This is a genomic window from Kitasatospora sp. NPDC058063, from assembly GCF_042885395.1.
GTDB classification, from domain to species: Bacteria; Actinomycetota; Actinomycetes; order Streptomycetales; family Streptomycetaceae; genus Kitasatospora; species Kitasatospora lactacystinica.
The window spans coordinates 48,607-66,986 of the sequence record NZ_JBHVSD010000033.1; the positions used below are offsets into that span (position 1 = coordinate 48,607).

General features: G+C 73.2%; 23 protein-coding genes. 18 read left to right on the forward strand and 5 right to left on the reverse strand.

Annotated elements, in window-relative coordinates; genetic code table 11:
* Window positions 1-805 precede the first annotated feature (805 nt).
* The 17 genes from ACFVUY_RS38085 to ACFVUY_RS38165 all read left to right on the forward strand — a co-directional run bounded on the left by ACFVUY_RS38085 (window position 806) and on the right by ACFVUY_RS38165 (window position 13,162).
* Window positions 806-1,330: a hypothetical protein gene (locus ACFVUY_RS38085; RefSeq protein ID WP_387736683.1), complete on the forward strand. Its 525-nt coding sequence runs from the start codon at window positions 806-808 to the stop codon at window positions 1,328-1,330.
* Window positions 1,327-1,647, forward strand: a complete 321-nt coding sequence (locus ACFVUY_RS38090; protein WP_387736684.1) for a hypothetical protein — start codon at window positions 1,327-1,329, stop codon at window positions 1,645-1,647. The genes ACFVUY_RS38085 and ACFVUY_RS38090 overlap by 4 nt, the downstream gene beginning before the upstream one ends.
* A gap of 168 nt (window positions 1,648-1,815) precedes the next feature.
* Window positions 1,816-2,031 (forward strand): hypothetical protein, encoded by a 216-nt coding sequence (locus ACFVUY_RS38095; RefSeq protein WP_387736685.1) that lies wholly within the window; start codon window positions 1,816-1,818, stop codon window positions 2,029-2,031.
* 153 nt (window positions 2,032-2,184) lie between these two features.
* Window positions 2,185-3,399 carry a hypothetical protein gene (locus ACFVUY_RS38100; protein WP_387736686.1) on the forward strand — a complete coding sequence of 405 codons (1,215 nt, stop codon included), beginning with the start codon at window positions 2,185-2,187 and terminating at the stop codon, window positions 3,397-3,399.
* Between the two features lie 107 nt (window positions 3,400-3,506).
* Window positions 3,507-4,364 (forward strand): hypothetical protein, encoded by an 858-nt coding sequence (locus tag ACFVUY_RS38105; protein ID WP_387736687.1) that lies wholly within the window; start codon window positions 3,507-3,509, stop codon window positions 4,362-4,364.
* Window positions 4,365-4,610: 246 nt separating this feature from the next.
* Window positions 4,611-5,174, forward strand: coding sequence for a hypothetical protein (locus tag ACFVUY_RS38110; protein ID WP_387736688.1), 564 nt, complete (start codon window positions 4,611-4,613; stop codon window positions 5,172-5,174).
* 137 nt (window positions 5,175-5,311) lie between these two features.
* Window positions 5,312-5,623, forward strand: a complete 312-nt coding sequence (locus ACFVUY_RS38115; RefSeq protein ID WP_387736689.1) for a hypothetical protein — start codon at window positions 5,312-5,314, stop codon at window positions 5,621-5,623.
* A 142-nt stretch (window positions 5,624-5,765) separates the two neighbouring features.
* On the forward strand, window positions 5,766-6,182 hold the full coding sequence (locus tag ACFVUY_RS38120; RefSeq protein ID WP_387736690.1) for a hypothetical protein: 417 nt from the start codon (window positions 5,766-5,768) through the stop codon (window positions 6,180-6,182).
* Window positions 6,179-6,649 carry a protein kilB gene (locus tag ACFVUY_RS38125; protein WP_387736691.1) on the forward strand — a complete coding sequence of 157 codons (471 nt, stop codon included), beginning with the start codon at window positions 6,179-6,181 and terminating at the stop codon, window positions 6,647-6,649. The genes ACFVUY_RS38120 and ACFVUY_RS38125 overlap by 4 nt, the downstream gene beginning before the upstream one ends.
* Window positions 6,650-6,723: 74 nt before the next feature.
* Window positions 6,724-7,287 (forward strand): hypothetical protein, encoded by a 564-nt coding sequence (locus ACFVUY_RS38130; protein ID WP_387736692.1) that lies wholly within the window; start codon window positions 6,724-6,726, stop codon window positions 7,285-7,287.
* An 84-nt stretch (window positions 7,288-7,371) separates the two neighbouring features.
* Window positions 7,372-7,950, forward strand: coding sequence for a hypothetical protein (locus ACFVUY_RS38135; protein WP_387736693.1), 579 nt, complete (start codon window positions 7,372-7,374; stop codon window positions 7,948-7,950).
* A gap of 239 nt (window positions 7,951-8,189) precedes the next feature.
* The gene (locus ACFVUY_RS38140; protein ID WP_387736694.1) at window positions 8,190-8,501 is read left to right on the forward strand and encodes a hypothetical protein; all 312 of its coding nucleotides are present in this window, start codon (window positions 8,190-8,192) and stop codon (window positions 8,499-8,501) included.
* A gap of 277 nt (window positions 8,502-8,778) precedes the next feature.
* On the forward strand, window positions 8,779-9,072 hold the full coding sequence (locus ACFVUY_RS38145; RefSeq protein ID WP_387736695.1) for a hypothetical protein: 294 nt from the start codon (window positions 8,779-8,781) through the stop codon (window positions 9,070-9,072).
* Between the two features lie 82 nt (window positions 9,073-9,154).
* Window positions 9,155-10,642 (forward strand): hypothetical protein, encoded by a 1,488-nt coding sequence (locus tag ACFVUY_RS38150; protein WP_387736696.1) that lies wholly within the window; start codon window positions 9,155-9,157, stop codon window positions 10,640-10,642.
* Window positions 10,643-10,796: 154 nt separating this feature from the next.
* Window positions 10,797-11,498, forward strand: coding sequence for a hypothetical protein (locus ACFVUY_RS38155; RefSeq protein ID WP_387736697.1), 702 nt, complete (start codon window positions 10,797-10,799; stop codon window positions 11,496-11,498).
* Window positions 11,499-11,533: 35 nt separating this feature from the next.
* A complete protein-coding gene (locus ACFVUY_RS38160; protein ID WP_387736698.1) occupies window positions 11,534-12,529 on the forward strand; it encodes a hypothetical protein in 996 nt (331 codons plus the stop codon).
* A gap of 144 nt (window positions 12,530-12,673) precedes the next feature.
* Window positions 12,674-13,162, forward strand: a complete 489-nt coding sequence (locus ACFVUY_RS38165) for a hypothetical protein (protein ID WP_387736699.1) — start codon at window positions 12,674-12,676, stop codon at window positions 13,160-13,162.
* A 434-nt stretch (window positions 13,163-13,596) separates the two neighbouring features.
* On the opposite strand, the gene ACFVUY_RS38170 is transcribed toward ACFVUY_RS38165, so the two are convergent.
* The 5 genes from ACFVUY_RS38170 to ACFVUY_RS38190 all read right to left on the reverse strand — a co-directional run bounded on the left by ACFVUY_RS38170 (window position 13,597) and on the right by ACFVUY_RS38190 (window position 17,036).
* Entirely contained in the window at window positions 13,597-14,145 is a 549-nt protein-coding gene (locus tag ACFVUY_RS38170; protein ID WP_387736700.1) for a hypothetical protein, read from the reverse strand.
* A gap of 216 nt (window positions 14,146-14,361) precedes the next feature.
* Window positions 14,362-14,802, reverse strand: coding sequence for a hypothetical protein (locus ACFVUY_RS38175; RefSeq protein ID WP_387736701.1), 441 nt, complete (start codon window positions 14,800-14,802; stop codon window positions 14,362-14,364).
* A complete protein-coding gene (locus tag ACFVUY_RS38180; RefSeq protein WP_387736702.1) occupies window positions 14,799-15,515 on the reverse strand; it encodes a hypothetical protein in 717 nt (238 codons plus the stop codon). The genes ACFVUY_RS38175 and ACFVUY_RS38180 overlap by 4 nt, the downstream gene beginning before the upstream one ends.
* 155 nt (window positions 15,516-15,670) lie before the next feature.
* On the reverse strand, window positions 15,671-16,423 hold the full coding sequence (locus ACFVUY_RS38185; protein ID WP_387736703.1) for a hypothetical protein: 753 nt from the start codon (window positions 16,421-16,423) through the stop codon (window positions 15,671-15,673).
* A 94-nt stretch (window positions 16,424-16,517) separates the two neighbouring features.
* On the reverse strand, window positions 16,518-17,036 hold the full coding sequence (locus ACFVUY_RS38190) for a hypothetical protein (RefSeq protein WP_387736704.1): 519 nt from the start codon (window positions 17,034-17,036) through the stop codon (window positions 16,518-16,520).
* Window positions 17,037-17,116: 80 nt separating this feature from the next.
* Between ACFVUY_RS38190 and ACFVUY_RS38195 the strand changes: the two genes are divergently transcribed.
* Window positions 17,117-18,349 carry a helix-turn-helix domain-containing protein gene (locus ACFVUY_RS38195; RefSeq protein WP_387736705.1) on the forward strand — a complete coding sequence of 411 codons (1,233 nt, stop codon included), beginning with the start codon at window positions 17,117-17,119 and terminating at the stop codon, window positions 18,347-18,349.
* Window positions 18,350-18,380 lie beyond the last annotated feature (31 nt).

Below are 18,380 nucleotides of genomic sequence, written 5' to 3' on the forward strand. Positions count from 1 at the left end.
GCCTGCGCCTTGGCTGCGGTGCCCCACCCGGGCTGCTGGGCTGTTGTTGCGGCGCCGGCCGGGCCGCGGGGGCCGGCTCCGGGGACGGACCGTCAGCTCACCGGCCGGGCCGTGGCCGGCCCGGCACTGGCCCACCTCACTTCGCTTTGGTGGGTGGTCGAGCTGGGCGGGTCCCAGGTGGCTGCCGACCGACGACGGGTGCGACCCCGAACCTGGTTGCCGTGGACCTCCGCAGGTTCGGGCCGGGCACAGAGGGCTGGAATCGGCAGAGTGCCGGGCCGGCGAGTAGGTGGTGCGGATGCAGCGCAGTACCGGCGCTGTCCCCGTCCGCCCGAAGTGGTGCAACAAGGCGATCGGCCCTACCGCCGTTGTCGCCGAGCGGGCGCAGGCCGGCTGCCGAGTGCGGGCCGTTGCAGTGGCGCCGGGGGTCGGCGTTGCGTGCGTGCGGTCAAGCGGCATCCGTGCTGCGATGGTGCGCGCCGCGTGGGGGAGGGGCCGAAGTCGCGGGGCGGCGCGCCCCGATGCCTGGCCGGTCCTCGCACCTTCGGCGCGAGCTGCCGCGCGACGGCGAGCGGGTTTGCTAGCACTTAGAGTCGCTTCTCGCCGCAGGCCCCCGACCTGCACAGATGCCCAAATCGGTGATCCTCTGCAACACCGTGTCGTTGCTCTGGAGGATCGAACCGCGTACTCCACAGTGTGTATGCCTTAGCTTATTGCTAATTAGCAATAAGCTAAGGCATACATCCTGTAGAGGATGAGTTGCTGACCTCGGCTGCCCGCAGCCGACCGACCGAAGGGGCGCAGCGTGCGCAACGCCGCGCAGCAGACGGAGCCGGTTGCCCGGTTCCTGTACGGCGGGTCCTACTCCACCGCGAGTGACCTGTACCTCAAGGCCATCACCGGCGCGGGTTCCAAGTTCACCGACAAGGAGTGCCGCACGCTCGCCTGGTTCATCGGTGCGTCGCCCGGCCCCGTGCCGCCGACGAACGGCGCGCCGGCTGACCTGGCCCCGCCGGTCCCAGCGGCCGTGAGCAAGATCGCGGCCGACCTCGGAGCCAACGCGAACGCCTTCGGCCGGATCGTCCGGCACCTGGCGTCGCACAGGATCTTGGTCGAGGCCGACAAGATCGGACGGACCCCGCTCTACCGCGTCACCCCCTACATTTCATATAAGGGCACCGCGTACGAGCAGCGTGAGGCGATCAAGCGATGGAAACCGCCGATTGTCCCCGGGGTGAGCGATCCTGACCCCGGCACCCCTCCCTGCAAGGAGTGCGAATCCCCCACCCGTAAGCCGCGCAAGAGGGCAGCATCGGAGGCCACCAAATGATCACCCCGGACCCCAACGAGGAGTACCGGGCGCTGCTGCGCCGCACCAAGGAGCTCGCGCCGGGGCCGCGGCTGGTGCTCACGCTCTACAAGGCGATGCCCAAGGACCGGACGACCGGGGCGGTACGCCTGACGGCGAAGGCGCTTGCCGGCGAGCTCGGGTGGACCGAGTCGCAGTTCAGCAAGGCCCGGACCGTACTGATCGACGGGGGGTGGCTCGAAGCCGCGGACCGGTACGGCAACGTGCGGATCTTCCGCCTCACGGACAAGGCGCTGGGCACCAAGTCCACCGTCGTTCCCTTGCGCCCTGTCGGCTAGTGGGTGCCGTGGCGGCTGGCCGTCACCGGTGATCGTTGGCTGAGTGGTTCGTTGCAGTTGATCAGTCGTCGGCCCCTGCTGCTCCGCGGGGGTCACCAGCCTCGACGAGCGCCGCCGCCAACATCGGGCATCAGCGGACAACGGACACGAATGAAAGGCCCCCATAACATGACCAACCGCCGTCCCCTCTCCCTGCCGGCCTTCTCCGAACCGGCCGCCGACGTGCCCCGGCCCGCCCCGGCCGGCGGGCGTCGGCTGCTGCCGATCCAGCAGGCCGCCCCCTTCCGCCAGCCGCCCGGCGAGACCGCAGCCGTACCTGCCCCGGTCCGCCGCCGCCTCGCGCCCGGTGGCCTCACCTTTTCCGACCCGGACCGGCCGATCTGACCGACTCCGGTCGGCCCGCGGCAGGCCGGAGCCGGACTTTGGCCCCCAATCAGGGGCCAAACCGGTTCTGCCGATGCGACCGCCGCCCGACCTGTTGGGCTGCCGACCGGCCCGTTCGTCCACCGGGCGTCCGACGCGCGCTACCGTCCGGCCATGACGAAACGCAGCGCCCCGGCTACTCGGCGCGACCCGGCACTGTTCGACACCGAGACCGCCGACACCGAGACCGCCGAGACCGGGCCGCCGCCGAAGCCGGCCGTCAAGCCGCGCGCGAAGCGACTCAAGCCGGCCGACCTGCCGCTCCACGCGCCGCTGATCCGCGGTGAGACCACAGCCTCGCTGCTCGCGCGCACGGCCGCCGCGAACGGCATCACGATCGACTCGATCCTCAAGGCCGTGCACACCGGCCGCCTCACGCTGCCGACCGGCGGCGTGCAGCCCGAGCGGCACGACGTACGGATGAGCGCCGCAGCGCTGGAGCGCCTCGCCACCCTCCTCGGCCGGGACGCCGAGCAGTTGCAGCGGTCCGCGCCGAACCTCCGCGCCGACCGCCTGCTCGACGAGGGCGCCGCGGTCGTGCGCCTGGTGCCCTGGCCGGAGGAGCTCGGCGGCGCCCCACTGATGGCGTGCCCGCTGTGCCAAGAGGCCGGCGCGTGGCTGGTCGGCGACGGCCACCGGTGGCGGCCCTGCCCCTGCGGCCGGCGCTGGCTGGGCGCGGACGACGGCGGCTTCGTGCTGGAGACCTCCCTCCTCCCGGACCTCGGCCGCGCCCTGGTTCGCCATCGCGCGATGGACCACCAGCTCGGCCCGGCCGGTGACGCCCTGGTGGCCGACGCCCACCAGGTGATGCTCTGGTGGTGGGTCGGTCGGCAGGTGGCACACGACACGTGGCGCGCACGCGAGGACGTACTCGGCTGCCAACGCCACCGCCGCCAGGCCGCCAGCGCCGTCGTCTACCCCGAGACGATGACGCTCGCCGACGCCATGGCCCGATGGGAGCAGCAGCGCCGCCGGCCCGAAGCTTCGGCGGCCGAGTGGCTGGCCGACGTCGCCGAGCAGTTCGCGGCGCCCGGTATCGCCCGCGGCCGGGAACGTGAGCCGCTGCGCCATTGGCTCCGGCTGCATCCGGCCGGCGCCGCCCCTGTCGGGGACAGCTCGGCCGAGCGGCGGTGGAGCCAACTGCCGGTGCTGCACCACCGTTCGGCCGAGCCCGGTCCGTGGCAGGCGGTGAGCTGCCTTCGGTGGACCTTCGGGCAGCCGTTGACTTCTACGGCGTCGATTTGCCCGCACTGCCAGGGACGGGCGCTCAGCTGCCTGTGGTCGGCGGCGCCCGACTGCCCGCAGAAGCCTGCCTTCGAGGGCCGGTGAGCCTTCTCCCTCGGACGGGTGAAGGGGGCCCGATGCCTGGTGACGGTCGCCGGGTTGTACGCCGGTGACCGGGTCGGGATGGCGGACCGGGGTGGTTGACTCGCGGCATGACTTCGTGGCTTCTCACCATGGCCGGCAGCTTCCTCGCAATCGGTGGTGCTGCCATTGCGTTCAAGGGCTTGACCCGCCGCGAGTACGCGCGACTGCTGCAAGGCACGGTCATGGGTGTGGTGGGGGCCCTCATCATGAGCGGCCTCGCCGAGGAGGCGCTCACAGCAGTGTGGCGCGCCGTGGCCGGGCCCGACGTCACGGCGGTGCCGGATGCCGGCGGGCCGGGTAGGGGCGAGGACCTTCCGGACGGGGTTCTGTGGTGGGTCCTCGCCGCCGTCGCTGCCGTGGCCCTGGTCTCGGGGGTGGCCGCACTTGCTGCCCGCCGCCGGCGCAAGGCGTCGGCCCGGCGTGCCGGTGAGACCCGGCGCCGGGCTCGGTGGGAGGCGATCGTCGAGGAGCACGATGATGTCCGGGAGGCGTACGGCGCGTACGTGGCGGACGTGCTTGCTGTCCTCGACCGTCCGGCCCTGGCGGACGTCTCCGTGCCGCAAACGGTTTTCTTCCTCAAGGCGATGGACACCGCCGCCGACGCCGCCCGCAGTGACGACCCGCTCCTCTACCGGGAGGCCGTCAGCATGCTCAAGACGGCGTGGGGGGCGGCCGACGCGCACGCCCGCAAGGCCGGCATCCGTCACCTGCCCGAGCAGGAACGCGTCACCGTGGCCCGTGCCCGCGGCCTGCTGGTGCAGGCCCTCGCCGAGGGTGGCAATGAACACGAGAAGCGACTCGCGTACCAGAAGGCGCGTCGGCTCCTCGACGACCTCGACGGCGTCGTCACGATGCCGCGTCAGGCCGCCGCCGTGCTGGAGACCCGTCACCGGCTTGCTTTGGCGAAGCCCCAGACCGCGCGCTGACCGGCCCAACTGCCCGTGTGCTGTGGCGGGTTGGGACGTCGTGCCGGTGGGGTGCGACGGGCGACGGCCCGCCGCACCAGCAAATTGCACAAGTTACGTAACTTTGCTAAGATTTGCCGTGCAGTCGACAGGCTGCACCTCCCGGTTCGGCAGGATGGGCCGGGATCGCCCTCCCTGCGTCAGCGGGGGTCTGCGCCGGCCTCGCAAGGCCGCGCGCCACACCATTCCCACCACGGAGGCGCATCCATGTCGCACACCATCACCCGCAAGACCGCCGCCGAACTCGTCCCCGGGGACGTCTTCACCGAGGACGGTCCCGACCTCACCGCCGGGGGCACCGGTTTCCCCTACCTATGCACGGACGCCCCGAAGCGGTTGGGCGTCGTGGGCCCCGCCGCCAGGATCGTCCGCGTCTTCGGGCTGCGGTACGACCGGGCCGGCCACCTGCCCGACGGCACGCTGGAGTTCGGAATCCTCGCCCACTGGAGCTTCGACCTCGACCTCGACACCCCCGTGACCGTGCACCGCACCGGCGCCCTGCGCCGCAGTGAGGTCCACCCGCAGGAGCCCCTCCCGATCAAGGACCGTGTCGGACAGCTCCGCCGCGCCTGGACCAGCGAGGTCCGCCGGACTTCCCACCTGCTCCGCTTCGGGCCCGGCCGCCAACTCGGCAGCATCGCGCTGCGACGGGCACTCTGCAAGGCCACCCAGCACGGCGTGCCCGCCCCGGAGCTGGCCGCCGAGTCGGGGCTGACCGAAGCGCAGATCGGGCAGGTCGTCGCCACCGCTTCGCCCGGCCTGTTCCGCTGACCCCCGGAGCCGCGCCGGCGCCGCAGCGCCCGCCCCGCCCCGGGTGGGCGCTGCGGCGTTGCCGCCCTCCCGCCCGGATCGTTGTCCGGGCGACACCGCCGCCGGCCCCGGCCGGCCCCATCGTGAGGACACCCGTCGTGATCTACCCCCCGGACGCCCCGACCGCCCCCCGCGAGCGCCTGGCCTACCTCGCCGGGCGAGCCGGCCTGCTAGTCGGGATCGAGGAGAAGGTCGAGCAACTCGCCTACGCCCAGGAGCAGCGGCCCTACCCCGGGCCCTCCGAGGAGGTACGCACCATGAGGGAGGGCGTCGAGGCGCTGCGCGAGCTCGCCGCCGCGCACGCAGAGCCCGACCCCGGCAACGCGCTGGACGACGTCGTCGAGCTGGGGGAGGCGCTGCGCAGTGCCGAGGAGCTGGTCGAGCAGCTCATCCGGCTCGCGGGCTCCTGAGGGGTGCGGGCGGGCGGAGAAGGTGCCGCCCGCCCCGCTTGTGGAAGTTACGTAACTTGCGCTAGATTGGACTTGCTGCTCTCCGAGCGAGAGTTGCCGACCGTCCAGCAGAATCATCGACACGAACCAGGAGGGGAACCCCATGGACACCGAACCCACCGACCTGCGCGACACCTTCGCCGCCAACGTCTCCCGCCTCGCCAAGCGGAACAAGAACACCGACCGGGCCCAGGGCACCACGGCGACCGGTCACACCGTCAGCTTCACCGGCCTGCACGGCGACCGGGTCGCCACGATCGCGATCACCGCCCCGGACGGCGTGGAGATCACCAGCGCCGAGGGCTGGAAGCTCACCGACGTGGCCGACGCCGCCGCCAACTTCTGGGACTGGATGGAGGACAACCGCCAGCGGGCCGCCAGGCGGGCGCAGCGCGAAGCCTTCCGGACCGTGACCATCACCTCGGGCCGGGACGCCGCGCAGTACCGCCTGACCCCCGACCAGCTCGCCCGGCTGCGCGAGACGGCCGAGCAGATGGCCGCCGAGAACCTCGGCGAGTGACGGCGGACGGCGTGCTGACCACCCTGGTTGCTGTCCTCGGCACGCTCCTCGGCACCCTCGGCGCCGGCTACATGCAGCAGCGTGCCGCCCGCGCCGAGCGGGTCGAGACCCGGCGCGAGAGCCGCGAGCAGGCGAGGGTGCAGGCCCTCCGAGACCTGGTGACCGCACTCGACGCCCACCGTCGGGCGATGTGGCTGCGGGAGAAGATCCGTCTTGCCGACCCCGATGCCGCCGACCGCTTCGACGCAGCTCGCACCGCCAGCCACCTGACCCGCGCGGCCATCACGGGCCCGCTGGTCACGCTGTCGGTGCTCGCCCCGGCCCTTGCCGGGCTTGCCAGCCATGCGGCGCAGGCCTCCTACGCGATGCGCAACGCCGCAGACCCGGACGTACTTGCCGCGGCCCGTGACGGCGCGGTCGCCGCCGTCGCGAGCCTGGTCGCCGCCGCCGGCGAGCAGCTCGCCTGACCGCCCGCCCGTCCCCTCGGCGGCCGGGCGGGCACCGGAACGCACCCGTGCCCGAGAGACAGGAAGGACCGACGATGACCGGCCATGACGAGAGCGTGGTGTACGTCGCGCTGCTCGGCAGCACGACCGCATCCGCGGCCAGGACGGTGCCCTTCGCACGGCAGGAGGACGCCGAGGCCGTCACGCGCCAGTGGGCCGAGGACCGCGACCGCCCGGCGGTCGTCGAGGTCTGGCCCCGGCAGCGCTGGCAGCAGTACGGCCCCGGCGGACTGCCGGCGATCCGGCAGGAGGTGCCCGCCCGGACGCGGGTCTTCGCGATGGGCCCGCGAGCGTGGGCGCCGGACGGCCGGGAGCTGGAGACGTGGCTCAGCGGCTCCGAGCGCTGGTCGTTCGTCTGGGACTTCGAGCCGGACCGCTACACCGACCGCCCGGCGGTCGCGCGCGTCGAGCACCGGCCCGGTACCGGTGCGCTGACCGAGGCCTCCGCCCGCGGCACTGACGAGAGCGCCGTCCGGGCCGAGATGGAGAAGGCCTGTGCCGAGGCGCGGCGCACCTGCGGCCAGAGCCCGTACCGGTACCTGTGGGAGGAGGCTCGCGCCCGCAGGCAGAACGTCACGTCGGTCTACGCCGGCGAGTAGCTGTGACAGAACCGCACACCGGGGCCGGCGAGTCCGGGCCGCCCGGCCCGCACCCGCCGGCCCCCGTACGAAGGAGAGCAGCCGATGCGCTGTCCCGCGCACCAGCACCATGATCCGCCCGCGCCCGCCGACCCGTTCCGGCCCGGCCCGCAGCCGTACGTCTGCAAGGGCTGCGGCGCCACGGGCGGCACCGAGGCCGAGCGCTCGACGCACTACTGCCCGTGCTGCGGCACCAGGCTGGCCCGGTGCCGCGCCCTCAACGACTCCGCCTGCCGGGAGTGCGGGCCGATCTCCCGCGACGGCGAGTTCTGGCCCCCGACCGACTACATGGCCGAGCTGCTCGCGGGCCGCCGGCAGCCCACCGAGGAGGAGCTCGCCGCCGCCCTGCTCCGTACCCGCCTCGGCGAGCAGATCGCGCACTACGCCCGGCTCGACTACCGGCGCGACGGGTACGTGCGCGCCACGATCGTCCACGGCAGGACCGGCATCCTGCTGCGCGCCTACCCCTCGGCCGGCCGGGTCGAGGCCGGGGCGCCGTGCCCGCGCGGGGACTGCCGGGGTCATGCCTGGGTGCCGGTGGACGGCGCCGCGGCCCTGCTGCGCGCCTACCAGCACGGTGCCGCCGGCGCGGCCACCTGCGATCGGTGCGGCGGCCGGGACTGACCGCGTGCGAGCGCGACGCCAAGGCACCTTGCGGAAGTTATGTAACATCCACTAAATTGGTCGTGTGGGCCGCGGAAGCGGGACGGGGCACTTTGGGGCACCGGCCCGGACGGCATACCGCTCCACGACCCCGAACCGCCGGCGTTCGCCGCGACCGTACCGGTTCGGCGCCCACGCCGACCGCCGGCCGTGCTCCACCGAGCCCCGTTCTGAACCCGCCCGCACCCGAGGAGCCATCAGTGACCACCCGCATCCCGCGCCACGCCACGACGGTCTACTACGCCACTGAGAGCACCACCAGGACCAAGCCCGACGGAAAGGTCGTCCGGCTCGCCGGACGCGAACAGCGCTCCACCACCTTCCGTGAAGCGCAGGCTTTCCTCGACCGCCTCGACGTCCCCGGCGGCGTCACCGTCTGGACGGCGGCCAGCAACCGGACCAACTCGTACGCCGACCGTGCCGCGGACGGCACCTGGACGGCCCTCGACCGGCTGACCGGCACCCGGACGCCGCTGCCCCCCAAGACCAGTACCACCCAGGTCTCGAAGTAGCCCCCGGCAGAGGAGGGGATCGCCGATGGCGGCCCCCTCCTCTGCTGCCGTCGTCCCGCTCGGCGAGCGGCTCTCGGTCGCCTCCGGTCGGGCCCGCCGGGCTTCCGGAGACGTTTTCGCGAGCGGTGGGAGCGGTGGTTGGCGCGGCGCCCCCCGTCGGCTCTTGGAACGGCCGGCAACGGGTGCGGCGGGCGCGAGCGAGGCAATGAGACGTTGCACAAGTTACGTAACTTCCACTAGATTGGTTGCACCGACCAAGGAAGCGGAAAGGGCCGACATGAACCTGTCCCAGATCGTCAGCGAGGATCTCCAGCAGCTCGCCGAGAATGTGCACTACGCCGGCGCGCTCTACCTCGCGGACGGAACGCGCGTCATCCGCCAGTTCCCGGCGGAGACCTACGACGCCCCCCACCCGTACCAGGACGAATGCCCCTGCTGCGGCGAGACCTTCGGCGGCGTCACCTCCGGCATCATCACCCCGCCCGACGAGGCGGGCACCCCGTTGCAGCGCGTGACCTGGGACGACGGCGGATCGAGCAACTGGCCGACGCACCTGCTCAAGGCCATCTGACCCCGCACCGACCGCAGCCCGGGGGCGAGCCACCTCGCCCCCGGGCATCCGCCACCGACCACCACCCCGGGAGAACCCCACCGTGGCCACCACCACCCGACACCACCCCGACCGGCCCGCCGGCCCCGACGCCCGCCCCAGCGACACCGAACAGGCCGAGGGCCCGAGCACCGAGACGACGCACGGCACCGAGCTGCCGTTCGCCACCGAAGTGAACGAGGACTACGGGCAGGCCGCCACCGGCAGCCTGCCCGCACAGTGGACCAACCCCTACACCCCGCGCCGCGGCGAGCCGGCCGTCCGCCTGGCCTCCGGCCTCTCCTCCGCCACCCGCGGCAACGTCGGCGTCCGACTGGAGTTCAGCGACACCTCCCGGCGCGGCCCCGAACGCCGCGCCCTCGCCGCGACCCTCGGCGCGCACTGGGGCATCTACGTCGAGCCCGTCGTCACCTACCGCACCATCTACGTCGACACCGGCAGCGAGATCACCCCCGACGGCAGGTTTCGCGGCACCAGCGAACGCCGCGAGATCACCGAGCGGCGCCTCGGCCACGGCCGCACCGACGCCCGCATCAGCGCCACCCCCGCCGACCTCGCCCGCTACTGCGCGATCCTGCCGATCCTCCTCGACGACCTCGACCGCCTCTCGGCCGCCTGGGGCCGGCGCTGCGCCGCCTGGCTCACCGGGCCCGGCGAGCACTGGTGCACCCCGGCGGAGCGCCGAATCGCGGTCCGCCACTTCCGCGGCGAGTTCGCCGAGGCCCTCGCCTACGCCCTGACCACCCAGGCCCCCGCGGACGTCGAGGAGATCGACCCCAACCGGCCGTTCCCCCACCAGGCCCGCACCGCCGCCCTCCTCGCCCGGCGCGAGCTCGGCGACAACTGGCTCGACCGCGTCACCCGGCCCGAGACCGAGGCCGCGTACCGGCTCGCCACCACCACCGTTGAGCAGCTCGCCGCAGCCGTCGCCGACCGCCGCGCCGCCGAGCACGCCCGCGCCGCCCGCGAGCAGTTCGAGGCCGAGCAGGCCGAGCGCCAGGCCGCCGAAGCGCAGCACGCCGCCGAGCACGCCGCCGCCGCCCGGTTCGAGCCGACCGAGGCCCAGCTGGCCGAGCTCGACCGGCTGCTCCACCCCCACGACCACCCGGCCGACGACGAACCCGCCTACCGCGAGGCCCCGCTCGCCGCAGCGCCGGTGCAGCTCGAAACCGAACCCGACGCCGCCGAGCTGCGCCACCGGGCCGAGCTGCTGCGCGGCATCGGCGCCCACGGCGCTGCCGAGGCCCTCCTCGACCGCGCCGCCCAGCTCGACGCCGAGCAGCAGCAGGCGGCAGCCGCCGTCGAGGACCTCCTCACCCCGGCCCCCGGCCGGCCGCACCGGATCCCCCGCCGCAGGCCCACCCGCACCGGCGGCCGGCAGCCGACCCGCCTGCGCCCGGCGTCGGCGCTGCCGGCCGGCAACAAGCTCCGACCGCCGGCCGCTGCCGCGGGACGCAGCCGGCGCAGCCCGGTCCGTGGCACCGGCGGCGCCCTGCACGCGCCCCGCACCCTCACCCGCAAGATTTTGTGAAGTTACGTAACTGCCTAGTAGCGTGGTGAGCGCACCGAAACGAAAGCGGCGAGCCCGGGACTCCGGGCTCGCCGCTCTCGACCGATCCGCCACCGACCAAGGAAGCAGGACGGCGGACGCATCCTAACCGCCCCTTGTTTTCAGGAGAACCACGATGCCCAGAACCACCCCCACCACCACCATTTCCCCGATCCTGAAAAAGCTCGGCCTGCGCCAGCGCCAGCGCGGCGGAGTCACAGAGGTGGACGTCGTTGTCGAGGGCAAGTACGAGGAAGACCTTTGCGTCGAGACCTACGTTGTCCCCCTGACCGCCCACGCCAAGAAGGTCATTGCCGAGCACGGCGAGGAGATCGTCGGCGCCACGGCGGCGACGCCGTTCCCCTTCGAACAGGGGAAGGTGCCCGGCCCCAACGGGAGGCCGGTTGCGGGCCTGGTGTGCCGCGTGTCCGTCGAGCGCATCCGCCAGGCGCCCCGCAGCGCGCCGAAGGCGTACAGCGTCCGGACCGGCGCCCCGGCCGATGAGGAACTGCCCGAGGGCAAGGTGAGGAAGACCTTCAACGTCCTCGGGCCCGTGTGGGGCGCAGCCATGGAACGGGCTCAGGACGTCGACAGCCTGTCCCTCAGCCACGTGACCGAGCAGCTCCTCACCCAGTACAACAGCGGCGAGTTCACGTTCGATGCGGCCGGCCAACTCCTCCCGTCCCGCCCGACCGTCGAGACCGCCCGTGTCGTCCTCCTCGAAGCGGTCCGCGACTACCTCACCGACACCGGCACCGGCCTGGACGTGAACCCCGAAGACCTCGCCGAGACCCTGGCGACCACGCTCCAGAACGCCGGCTACGCCCGGACCGTGTGATAACCCCCGACCGGCCCCGCCAACCAGGAGAAGCAATGACCACCGACGTGCCGCCCGACAAACTCGGCGCCCAACTCGTCGCCCTCGGCCTGATCCGCGCCACCGCGGACGGCATGCTCCCCGACCCCGCGGCCACGGCGGACGAACGGTTCCGCCGCTGCGCCGAGCTGGTCGAGACCTGGGTCGGAGGGCCGTCCGCCGGCGAGCGCGGCGAACTGCGCGCCCCGCTGCTCACCCTCCTCGACGTGCTCGCCCGCACCTCGGCCCTCTACCTGGTCGTGGCGCTGGGGGACAGCACCGAGGAGGCGGAGAAGTGGCTCGCGGAGCAGTCCGCCAAGGCCGGCGACGACGCGCGCCGGGCCGGGGACGACCACCCGGCCGGCCCTCTCGCCCTCGCCCTCACCTGGCTGCACGTCGAGGCGTTGGCCGAAGGCGAGCCGGACACCGAGGAGGAGCGCGAGCGCCTCGACCGGGAGCGCATCGAGCGCCATGCCGGCCGCTGCGACAGGTATGTGCGCGAGGAGCACGTCACCCAGGACGCCTACACCCTGGTCCTCACGACGGCCCGCCTCGCCGCGACCATCCTGGTCCGCCTCGCCGGCGACGACCGGGCCGTTGTCGAGAAGGAGCTCGACGACCAGGCCGCGCAGTTGCTCGACGGGCACACCCGCAGTGAGGTGCCCGCGTGGGTGCCCGGCGACGTGGCGGCCCTGGTCGTGCGCTACCGGGCGAGCTGGAGCGACCCGGAGTCCTACCAGGAGTTCGAGCCGACGTTCGCGACGGTCGCCGAGGCGCAGCAGCGGTGCGAGGAGGAGTTCCGCGCACAGATGGAAGAGGTGTACGGCGACCGGGACAAGGCGGATCAGGTCGTGTGCACCTGGGAAGTGAACGACCCGCACGCGCCGATCCTGTGGGAGATGCGAGTTCAGACCCCGACCCTCACCCGGGCCGGCTCCTCGCCCGTCAACAGCGGATTTGCGGTGACGGTCGCCGGCGGCCCCTACGACGGCGGCCGCGGCCACTGGGAGTGATCCGTCCCGCGTTCGGCGTGCGCCCCCGGTGCTGCTGACCGGAGCGCGTCCAGCGCGCGCCACCGAGAGAACCGGGGCGGCCGGGAAGTCTGGCCGGACCGCCGGCCGCCCCACACCCACCCGTAGAGAGAGGGCCGGACCATCATGCACGTCTCCGTTGACACCGCCACCGCCAGGGCGGCCCGAGCGGCCTTCATCCTCGGCCTGGCACGTGCCGGGGCGAAGGTCGGTGACCACATCACCCAGAGCAGCCGGGACGCCGTGGTGAAGGCGGCCACCGACGACGCCCCGATCACCTACAAGGGGCGCCGGTACGGCACCCGCGCCGGCCGCATTGCCTGCCTTCGGCATTCGTTCACCTACACCGCCACACAAGCCGCCGTGATCGGGGTCGGTGCCCGCGTCCTTGGGGTTCCGTTGCCCGCCGGCCGACTCCTCGCCGCCCTGGCGGTGACCGGCGGCAGTCACTACCTCATCGATCGACGCGAGCCCCTGCGCCGCGCCGCCGACGCCCTCGGCAAGGGCGAGTTCTACCGCCTCAACTCCGGTGGTATGAACGGGAGTTATTTGATCGATCAGTCAGTCCATCACCTGATCGAGGCGCTCGCCTGCCTCATCCCCGCCCGCGGCTAGGCAAAACAGCCGAAACCACCCGTACCGCCACGCCCGAGCCCTATCGGCGTCTTCGACGAAGCCGCCGCGCTGCCGGCGACCCCGGCGCCGGTCAGCGACGAGGCCCGGGCACTGCTCGACCGGATTGTTCGACAGGGACGGAAGCGCTTCGGCAGCCAGAGCCGGCCCTACCTCGGCCGGCAGTACGCCACCGTCGAGGAGTTCGAGGCAGCGGCCGGCGAACCCCGATGAACCACCGCAGCGCCCGGCCCGTCGACACGGGGCCGGGCGCTGTTGCGTGACCTGGGGGCGCCGGGCGCCCCTTCGTCGGTCGCCTTCTTCCCGACCGGTCGGGGATACCGGACCGGCTCGACCCGCTGTCCCGGAACGCTCACCCGGCGGCGAGGACGCAAGCGTGCGTGCGGATCCGGTCGGTACGGGAGGTTAAGCCGAGCTCAGGCGCCGCCGTGTTCCAATGCCTCGTCCAGCATGTCCAGGAGTGCGGCCACCTCCATCGTCCCGTTGAGCATCCCCGGCACGGTGGCGCTGACGATCGAGCTGATCGCGGCCAGCGCGAGCCGCCCCCGGGCGCTCACGTTGATGTGGGCCGTCATCCGGACCTGCGCTCCGGTGGTCGGGGAGATCAGCGTCTCCTCGTGCGGCGTCAGCAGCAGCATGCTGAGCGCGTACACCGTGGCCTCCTCCAACTGTCCGTCCGCGTCGTGCGCCGTGTACAGCTCGTCCAGCACGGCAGCCGCTGCCGTCCCGAATTCGCTCAGGGCCTGCGCGTGCCTCTCGCTGGCCTGTCGGCTGGCCAGGGTGGCGGTCCACGCCCGCACCCGGCGGCCGGTCTCGGCTGCCCGCTGCATCACCGGCATGTCGTCGTCGGTCAGCCAGCCGCCGGCGGTCCGGTCCGCCGGCTCGGTCGGGGGCTCGGCGGGGACGGGGAGAGAGAGAACCGCGGCCGGGGTGTTCTGGTGTGTCGTCCTCTGGTGTGTCGTCATGTACTGAGAACGAGTGATCCTCGGTGAGGCGAACGGCCCACCGGCCGAACCCACTGGCCTCGGGCTGCTGTAGCGCCTCCCGCCGGGCAATGCCCCGGACGGCCGCGGCGGCGGGGAAACGCGAAGCGCCCGCCCCCGCTGGGGTCGGGCGCTTTCGGGTTTCGACTCGTACGTCCGTCGTGGCGCGGTGTCAGCCGTTGTCGCTGTCCGCGCCGCTCACCAGCTTCCCCCGGTGAACGACACCGGAACCGCGAGGAGCAACAGCGCTCCCGTTGCCGCCACGTCGCGGAAGTCGCCGATGTCGGCGAACGGCCCGGTCACCAATACAACGCCTTCGTGTGCGTTGGCGGCCCGCCGCCACTCGCGCGTCAGCGGCAGCTCGCAGTCGAGCCACTGTGCTCCGTCGGGACGGTGCACGGTCAGGCGGCCGGCGGCGAGCTGCCCCGACCACCGCAGGTCGAGTGCGAGCGACTGTGCGTCGGCCGTCCACCCGTCCTCGGTCAGGACGGGCCGTTCCGGTGACCGGGGGACAGCCACCGCGGCCCGGCCGGCGAAGCACTGCGGCCACGGATGGCCCCCGAACCCGAGGTCGGCCGCCGTGAAGAGCCGGCGCAGAACCGGGGATTGATCCTGTGGGGCGAGGTGGTCGACGATCACCACTGCTCCTCGGAGAAGTAGGTCGGCCGTCCCTGCTCGCCGTACTTCGACGGTGTCGACGTGGCCAGGACGGTGAGCCGGTACTCCCAGGCGCCGGGGTGCCGCGCCGCCACCCGGGCCCAGATCAACCCCTCGACCTCAAGTGCCGCACACTCGCGGACCGTCTCCGCGGCCCGTCGCAGTGCCCCGGCCGGGGTCAGCGCTTCGCGCTGGATCGCGGTGAGCGCGCCCTCGGGCATTTCCGCGTCGGCATCCAGATACAGTGCGACGCGGCAGGTCGACGGCTCGGCCTGGTGGGCAGGAGCGTCGGCTTCGCCGAACTCCGGGTCGAGGGCGCTCACCAGCAGCGTGACGCGCCAGTGCCACGGATCCCTGTCGCTCGGGCCCGGCACCCTGGCCCACAGCAGTCCGTGAACGGTGAGCGTCTCGCCACACCGCAGCACGTCGGCCGCGGCGAACAGGGCGCCGGCCGGCGTCGAGCCGGTGCACTCCACCGCGGTCAGCGCGCTCACGCTGACGTCCCGGTCGGATACCTCCCCGAGGGCGGAGACAGCCCGGCTTGCCTCGCTCACCGCACGCACCAGGTCCAGCCCGACCGAGGACGTGATCGGCTGGAACGCCTCGGCGGCGGTCCCCGGTTCGGGCCGCATGGCAGGCGCGGTACCCGCGGACGGCTGCTCCGTCCCGGATGATTGGTTCGTGGTGATCCTCATGCCTGGAATGTAGGAGCGCGCCCGTGTTGCGGAGGCACCCGAAGTGAGTGCCTCCTCGGAGGCATCTCGGAGGTGTGAGTAAAGCGCATGGAATATGACGGATCGTCATAGTTGCTGGTGGGCTGGGCTGACCCGCTGCGAGCATCGACAGCGGGTCAGCTCGCCGGGCCGGCCCACAGGAATACCCCGGACACCGGGCTGTCGGCACTGGCGCCCGGGCCCCACCCGCCGGAGATCCGCACACCGGGCGCCGGCGTCGGAGTACCGGGGACGGGCAGCGGCCGGAAGCCGATCACCAGCGGGGACGGCATGCCGACGCGCTCCAACCGCAGCAGCGGGGCAGTGGAGAAGTAGGGGATGCGGTCGACGAGGTCCTGCTCGCTGGCCCCGCTGTAGAGGGCGAGGCGCAGTGCGGCGGTGTCCGATCCCGGGCCGGGGACCGCGAGGTCGAAGCGGCTGCTGCTGGCCGGCTCCCTGGGGTCGAGCGAGGGCAGGCCGCGGAGGTCGTCGCACTCGATGACCGCGATGTTGCCGCCTGCCGGGTCGTCCAGGCGGGGCCCGAACACCGGTCCGACCCGGTCGCCCTGCCGCACGTGGGCGTGGGTCTGGCCGCTGTGATGCAGGGACAGGTGCGCGTTGTCGCCGGCGACCGCGTTGGGGTGGCTGCGCTGGACCGGGAGGTTGATGGTGGTGTGCGGCTCGACCGAGGCGCTGCTCGCCCGGACAGTCCACCCGGTCCCGAGGTAGGGACTGATGTAGAGGCTGGCGTCGTCCGGAGAGTTCGGTCCGGCGCACCGGACCTTGGCGACCAGGGCGAACCCGTCGCCGCGGCGGGCGACGATGCGCACGGTCCTGAGCGCGGGGCCGGCGACGGAGATGCGGTCCGGATTGGGTGTCGTGGCGGTCATCCGGGAACCGTAGCCCGACCACCGGGGCCCGGCGCCGGGTTTCCCTGCGCATGCCCTGCCGCCCTACCCCGCGGCAGTCGACCACCGGCGGGCGTCAGCGGGCGGGGCCGGAGGAAGGCGCTGCCGGTCCGAGCGCCGCCCGCAGCCCGGCGCGGCCCGACTCCACGCGCTCGACGTCCGCGCGCAGAAGGGCCCCACGCAGCGCCGCCGCCTCGACGCACCCCTCGGCGTCCGGGCCGCTGAGCCAGGCCGCCGCCAGCACGCCGCGCCCTCGCGTGGGGACCAGCAGCCACGAACCCCGCGTGAGGACCCGCACCCCCGGTGCCCCGGCCGCCATGTGCCCGGTGCCCGGCTCGACCAGAACGGCGAGCTCCGAGCGCGCGTAGTCCGCGAGGACCGGCAGCCCGGCGTCCAACGGCACCGCGAGCACGTCGAGGGCCGCGAGCCCGCGGTGCAGCGGCGCCACCACGACCGCATCCCAGCCGACACCGCACGCCGTCAACGCCGTGCTGCTCCGTGTCGTCAGGTGGCGTGCATCGTGCACCATCGCTTCATCCGGCGTGACCAGCGCAGACCACGTCGCAGCGGGGGAGCCGTTCGCAAAGAGGGTCATAAACGGACCGTAGAGGCGGTACAACGGACCGTAGCCACCCGTTCCGGGTGCCTCCTCACACCCAGGTCCGAGGTACCGCCATGGACAACGAATCGATCGGGCGACGCATCGCGTACTGGCGCGCGCGCCGCGGCCACACCCAGGAGGCCTTCGGGCACTTGATGGGGCAGAGCAAACGGTGGGTCCAGAACATCGAATCCGGCACCCGCCAGAGCGACCCGAGGCTGTCCGTGCTGCGCACCGCCGCCCGCGTGCTCGGCATCGACCTCGCCGACCTGCTCTCGGACGCCCCCACGGCACAGTGCGCCGACGCGACCGAGATCGCCGCGATCCGCGACGCACTCCAGCGCCACGACCTGATCACGGGCACCGCCGACGACCACCCCGGCGACCCGCTGCCGCTCGACGCACTCCGCGCCCGCTTCATCCACGGCCGCACCGCCTTCCAGTTCGGTTCGTTCGCCGCCCTCGGCCGCCTGCTGCCCGGGCTGCTGACCGACGCGAACCGGGCCGCCGCCCGCTACACCGGCGACGACCAGCGGGCCGCCCTGCGCGTACTGTCCCTCACCCTGGGGCTTGCTGAAGGCACCGTCACCAAGCACGGCTCCGCCGACCTCGCCCTCATCGCCGCCCACCGGGCGGTGGCCGTCGCCGAGCGCAGCCAAGATCCCGTCATCATGGCGTCCGCCGCCCGCCAACTGGCCGACGCGATGACCCACGCCGGCCAGGCCGCCGCCGGCGCCGCCTTCGCCGTCGCCGCCGCCACCCGCCTTGAGTCCGACCTCCTCGACCGCGGCGAGAGCGGCCTCAGCGTCCTCGGGATGCTCTACCTCAAAGCCGCCATGGCCACGGCCACCGCCGCCGAACGCGCCGACGCGCGCACCGCCGCGGCCGTGCCCGCACTCCTCGACCAGGCCGACCACCACGCCGCCCAACTCGGCCACGACGCAAACGCCATGTGGACCGCCTTCGGCCCGACCAACTCGACCGTGCACCGCGTGGCCGCACTGGTCCAGCTCTCCCAGGGCGCGGAAGCAGTCGCCGTCGCCGCAGGGATCCCCGACCCCGCCCTCGACGCCCTGCCGCGCGAACGCCGCGCCCACCACCTCACCGACCTGGCCCGCGGCTACCTGCAAGCCGGCCGTTCCGCCGACGCCGTCGACACCCTCCTCGACGCCGAACGCCAAGCCCCCGAAGAAGTCCGCTGCCGACCGCGCAGCCGCGCCCTCGTCGAGGACCTCCGCCTCCTCGGCGCCGGCACCGCAACCGGCCGCCTGCACTCCCTCGCCGAGCGCTGCGGCCTGACCGGCTGAAACAGACGGAACCCCCGGCTGCTCGCCTAGG

What these genes read in the sequence shown, in the direction of transcription:
- ACFVUY_RS38090 (WP_387736684.1), top strand. Translation starts at nt 1,327, where the DNA reads ATGATCACCCCGGACCCCAACGAGGAGTACCGGGCGCTGCTGCGCCGC.
- ACFVUY_RS38095 (WP_387736685.1), top strand. Translation starts at nt 1,816, where the DNA reads ATGACCAACCGCCGTCCCCTCTCCCTGCCGGCCTTCTCCGAACCGGCC.
- ACFVUY_RS38100 (WP_387736686.1), top strand. Translation starts at nt 2,185, where the DNA reads ATGACGAAACGCAGCGCCCCGGCTACTCGGCGCGACCCGGCACTGTTC.
- ACFVUY_RS38105 (WP_387736687.1), top strand. Translation starts at nt 3,507, where the DNA reads ATGACTTCGTGGCTTCTCACCATGGCCGGCAGCTTCCTCGCAATCGGT.
- ACFVUY_RS38110 (WP_387736688.1), top strand. Translation starts at nt 4,611, where the DNA reads ATGTCGCACACCATCACCCGCAAGACCGCCGCCGAACTCGTCCCCGGG.
- ACFVUY_RS38120 (WP_387736690.1), top strand. Translation starts at nt 5,766, where the DNA reads ATGGACACCGAACCCACCGACCTGCGCGACACCTTCGCCGCCAACGTC.
- ACFVUY_RS38130 (WP_387736692.1), top strand. Translation starts at nt 6,724, where the DNA reads ATGACCGGCCATGACGAGAGCGTGGTGTACGTCGCGCTGCTCGGCAGC.
- ACFVUY_RS38135 (WP_387736693.1), top strand. Translation starts at nt 7,372, where the DNA reads ATGCGCTGTCCCGCGCACCAGCACCATGATCCGCCCGCGCCCGCCGAC.
- ACFVUY_RS38145 (WP_387736695.1), top strand. Translation starts at nt 8,779, where the DNA reads ATGAACCTGTCCCAGATCGTCAGCGAGGATCTCCAGCAGCTCGCCGAG.
- ACFVUY_RS38155 (WP_387736697.1), top strand. Translation starts at nt 10,797, where the DNA reads ATGCCCAGAACCACCCCCACCACCACCATTTCCCCGATCCTGAAAAAG.
- ACFVUY_RS38160 (WP_387736698.1), top strand. Translation starts at nt 11,534, where the DNA reads ATGACCACCGACGTGCCGCCCGACAAACTCGGCGCCCAACTCGTCGCC.
- ACFVUY_RS38165 (WP_387736699.1), top strand. Translation starts at nt 12,674, where the DNA reads ATGCACGTCTCCGTTGACACCGCCACCGCCAGGGCGGCCCGAGCGGCC.
- ACFVUY_RS38170 (WP_387736700.1), bottom strand. Translation starts at nt 14,145, where the DNA reads ATGACGACACACCAGAGGACGACACACCAGAACACCCCGGCCGCGGTT.
- ACFVUY_RS38180 (WP_387736702.1), bottom strand. Translation starts at nt 15,515, where the DNA reads ATGAGGATCACCACGAACCAATCATCCGGGACGGAGCAGCCGTCCGCG.
- ACFVUY_RS38185 (WP_387736703.1), bottom strand. Translation starts at nt 16,423, where the DNA reads ATGACCGCCACGACACCCAATCCGGACCGCATCTCCGTCGCCGGCCCC.
- ACFVUY_RS38190 (WP_387736704.1), bottom strand. Translation starts at nt 17,036, where the DNA reads ATGACCCTCTTTGCGAACGGCTCCCCCGCTGCGACGTGGTCTGCGCTG.
- ACFVUY_RS38195 (WP_387736705.1), top strand. Translation starts at nt 17,117, where the DNA reads ATGGACAACGAATCGATCGGGCGACGCATCGCGTACTGGCGCGCGCGC.